We start from the raw sequence: 4,442 nt of genomic DNA on the forward strand, positions 1-4,442 counted from the left end.
AGTAGATCCTGGCTATTTAGTTTCTCTCCTAGAGAATTTATACTCTCAGTTAAATTCCGAATTTCTTCAATGCTGCTTTTTACATTTGATCTAGAATTATAATTTCCTTTTGACAAGCTTACAGAAGTTTTTGCAACTGCTTTTATAGGTTCAGAAAATTGCTTTGATAAAATCAAGCTTATTACCGCTACTATTATCAATGTTAATATTCCACTAAATACAATACTCTTATTAATTTGCCCCTTAAAGCTTATGTCTTCCTGTGAAAGCAGAACAGGTGAATACTGTCCAACTATAATATACCCTACTGTTTTTCCATTTATATTTATATCAAAAGTATTGGAAGTATACACTCCAGTTTCTTCTTTACCATTTACTGTCATATGATTTTTATTTTGTATATCTTCATGGTTCATTTCCCATACAACTTTTCTATTTTCATCCAAAAGACTTAAACAGTAATTGCTCATATACGCTTCATGCATCATTTCTTCACCTGAAGTTGAATTCCAGCGTCCATCATTTTTATAGACTTGCTGAAAATATTCTACTAACCTTGTATTTCTTTTAGTTTGAATATCCTCCATATATCTATTAAAAGTATTGGTTATTGTTGTATTTATAATTAAAACTGATAAAAGTACGGAAACTACTGAACAAAAGATAAGTATAAAACTTAATCGTTCCCTAATACTCTGCCTCATATTTCCTCACCAAATTTATAACCGATTTTTGTAACAGTAAGTATATATTGTGGAGATTTAGTATCTTCCTCAATCTTCTTACGTAAATTTTTGATATGAACATCTATACTTCTATCTGAGCCATCAAAATCAATACCAAACGCTCTTTCTATTATTGCTTCCCTTGTAAATACTTTTCCTTTATTTAAAGCTAAAACATACAGTATATCAAATTCATTCGGAGTTAAATTGGCTTCTTGTCCGTTTAATTTAACTGATCTCTTATCAATATCAATTATTAATTTATTATTATTAAAGTAAAGAATATTTTCTTTACTTCCCCCAACTCTTCTAAACAGCGCATTAACACGGGCAGTAAGTTCTCTTGGACTTAATGGTTTTGTTAAATATTCATCAGCTCCAATATTTAACCCTTCTATTTTATCACTTAAAGTGCTTTTAGCAGTTAGCATAAAAATATATACGTCTGATATTTTTCTAAGTATTTTGCAAACTTCTTCACCATCTATATCTGGCAGCATTAAATCTAAAATAACAAGATCAATTTTTTCTTTTCTAAATAATTCTATTCCATCTAATCCATTTTCTGTAGAATAAACTCCATATCCTTCTTTTTCTAAATATGCTTTTACAACATCTGATACGCTTTTTTCATCTTCAATTATTAAAATATTGTTCATAATATTAACCTCTTAAAATTTTCTTATTTTATTATACTTTCGTATATTTATTATTTTAACATAAATTTATGAAGTTTATATGTAGGGAGAAATCCTTTGTTTTGAAATTTTAAATATTCTTATTTTTTAGGCTGTAACAGTTAACTAGTTGAATTCATATTTTAATATGAATAATCATTTATATAAGAAATATGATTTATGAAAGATTTAGAAAGCATACTTCGCTCACCAGACGTTCCCTTTGCAAAATATCACTATAGCGATAACACTAGACATTTTCATTTAACTGCAGAACCTATTAAACATAATATATTAAGCAATCTTTGTATAGATGCCTTGAATAATTTTGGAATTTGACCTGTAAATGGTACAAAGACTTTTCATCAATCCAATAATGGTGAATCGCCTGGTGGTATGATAACTAGGATTATCTATAAAAAATAAATTTCAAATTGTTTAGTATTCTATAAATTACTCTTAAGTTCAAATAAAGGTAGACCTAAAAGATGTGATTGTTTAATCTCTTGGGTCTTATTTTTTATTAAAATACCTAAAGGTTATACTCAAATTCCTTGTTTTTCTATATCCAATAAATGGTATTATCGTTTTTTTTGCTGATTAATATTTTGTATATTTACTATGAGTTTGAGCACAATAGATTATGTATTTTTAAAATAAATTTAAGGAGATGATAAAATGGTAATAACACCAAATATAACTGAAAAATTTCAAAAATGCATTGATGAATGCAACAGATGCTCTCAAGCATGTTACGAATGCTTCAACGCATGTCTAAATGAACCAGATGTAGAAGCAAGAAAGAATTGTATAAGTCTTCTTGTTGAATGTGCTCAAATGTGCCAAATGTCATCAGCTATGATGTCAATGAATGGTCAATTTTCAAAGGAACATTGCAAGCTTTGCGCTACTATTTGTGATAAATGTGCGCAAGAATGCGATATGTTTAAGGATGAGCATTGCCAAAAATGTGCTGATGAATGTCGTGCATGTGCTAATGAATGCAGAAATATGTCTAATATGTAAGTAATACTAATACAAAAGCCAGTAGTGTATTTACCACTGGTTTTTGTATTATTTTCATTATTCTAGATAGAAATATAAAATAATCAATTTCAAAAACCTGCCATATCTAATCATGATTAACAATATTCAGTTCTATACCTATTTATATTATTTGTAGAATAAGCCATACTGTTATCTCTAACCGACTTCCATCCGGATTGGATAAAAACAATTTTCTAACATAAAATAAACAATATATTGAAATTAAATATTAAATTTAAATTATGAGATATAGTAATTGGGATAGTTAATCTAATACGATATCTATATAAGATTATTAATATAGACACTAAGGAGGATTAGTAATTTGATTTGGTTATCATTAATACCTGCAATAATAACAATAATTTTTACCTTTAAAACTAAAAAACTCATAGCATCATTATTTGTGGGAGTTTTAGTGGGTACATTAATAAGCAAAGGCTTAATTGGTGGTATCACTGCAATAGGAGAATATATGATAGATTCTATTGCTGATAAGGATAGTGCATACACATTAGCTTTTTTGATTGCCTTTGGGTCTTTAGCAGATTTAATAGAAATGGCTGGTGGTATTTCCGGTTTTAGCGACAAGGTAAGTAAGTTGGTAAAAAGTGAAAGAGGTGTTCTAGGATGGGCTTGGCTTTTGAGCATTATAACCTTCTTTGATAGTTCATTTCACACAATAGCAGTTGGTACTGTTCTCACTCCAGTTTTAGATAAAGTTAAAGGCTCTAAGGAAAAATTGGCTTTTATTTTATCTGTAACAAGTCTTCAACTAATTTTATTAATACCGATTGCTACTGCATATCTAGGATATATGGTAACATTAGTCACAAATAATATTAAAGATACAGGAATAACTGAAAATTCATATACACTTGTTGTAAAGAGTGTGTTTTGGAATCTGTTCTCTTGGATTATGATACTTATATCTATTGGGATTACGCTATTCGGACTGGGATTTGGTAAATATAAAATAGGGAAAGACACTGGAGAAAAAGAAGAATTTACAAAAGGACATATAGAAAAAGAGCAGCTATCTGGAAAATCTATTGAAGAATACCCTAAAAATAGTAAAAACCTAATACTACCTGTATCTGTATTACTTATAAGCACAATTTTCTTTTTTTGGTGGACTGGAAAGAATAACTCAACAAGTTTCCTAGGAGCACTTAGTTCAGCTGAATTTAGTGTTTCTATATTCTCTGGTGTAATATTTACTATATTTATAACTGCAGTATACTTTGTATTTCAAAAAATCAGCTTGGCTGAAATAGAGGACCATATCATAAAGGGTGGAGAAAAAGTTTTATCTCTTGTAATTATTCTAATACTTAGTTGGGCTCTTACTTCTATTACTCAAGACTTAGGATTTAATAATCTTATAAGTGAAGATTTAGTTAGAAGTATTCCAAGATTTCTCATACCAGCAATATTATTTTTAATAAGTGGTCTAATATCCTATACACTCGGATCATCTTGGGCAACTTGGGCACTTATGATGCCTTTAGCTGTTAACTTTTCTATAAATTCTGGTGTTAATATTTCATTAATGATAGGAACCGTTTGGGCAGGTGGTGCAGTAGCTGATATAATATCTCCCCTATCTGCACAAATGGCCGATACCTCTTTTGGAAAGCATTTAACCACATCATTTCCATATGTTATAGCTGGCGTTATTACTACAGCAATTGCCTATACAGCCATTGGATTTTTCACATAATTTTAGGAAAGAAAGCAACTTTTAACGCTTTCTTTCCTAATAACAATATTGGATAAATTATTGCTAGACTAGATATCCATCATTTCTTACTCTAAATCAAAAACGCTTTAGAAACTGTTAAGACAACATTTATTACCTGAGTAGGATAAATTCCAAGAACAACAAGTATTATCATCGATATAGTTAATGCTAATTTTGTACCTATGGAAACTGGAATTGATTCAAGTTTCGTAGGACTTTCTCCAAAATACATAACCTTAACAACTTTAA

At 29.2% G+C, this 4,442-nt stretch carries 3 protein-coding genes and 1 pseudogene; 2 read left to right on the forward strand and 2 right to left on the reverse strand.

Annotated elements, in window-relative coordinates; all coding sequences use genetic code 11:
• Together COL3_RS24145 and COL3_RS24150 are read right to left on the reverse strand one after the other, a co-directional pair.
• Positions 1-704 (reverse strand): annotated as a pseudogene (locus COL3_RS24145) (HAMP domain-containing protein); the annotation flags it as partial.
• Positions 701-1,384: a response regulator transcription factor gene (locus tag COL3_RS24150; protein WP_099716739.1), complete on the reverse strand. Its 684-nt coding sequence runs from the start codon at positions 1,382-1,384 to the stop codon at positions 701-703. The pseudogene COL3_RS24145 and the gene COL3_RS24150, both read right to left, overlap by 4 nt.
• A 696-nt stretch (positions 1,385-2,080) precedes the next feature.
• Here COL3_RS24150 and COL3_RS24155 point away from each other — a divergent pair.
• Together COL3_RS24155 and COL3_RS24160 are read left to right on the forward strand one after the other, a co-directional pair.
• Positions 2,081-2,428, forward strand: coding sequence for a four-helix bundle copper-binding protein (locus COL3_RS24155; RefSeq protein WP_008427001.1), 348 nt, complete (start codon positions 2,081-2,083; stop codon positions 2,426-2,428).
• Positions 2,429-2,774: 346 nt separating this feature from the next.
• Positions 2,775-4,172: a Na+/H+ antiporter NhaC family protein gene (locus tag COL3_RS24160; RefSeq protein WP_008426999.1), complete on the forward strand. Its 1,398-nt coding sequence runs from the start codon at positions 2,775-2,777 to the stop codon at positions 4,170-4,172.
• Positions 4,173-4,442 lie beyond the last annotated feature (270 nt).

Origin of the sequence: Clostridium sp. LS (genome assembly GCF_002760435.1) — a bacterium.
Lineage (GTDB): Bacteria > Bacillota > Clostridia > Clostridiales > Clostridiaceae > Clostridium.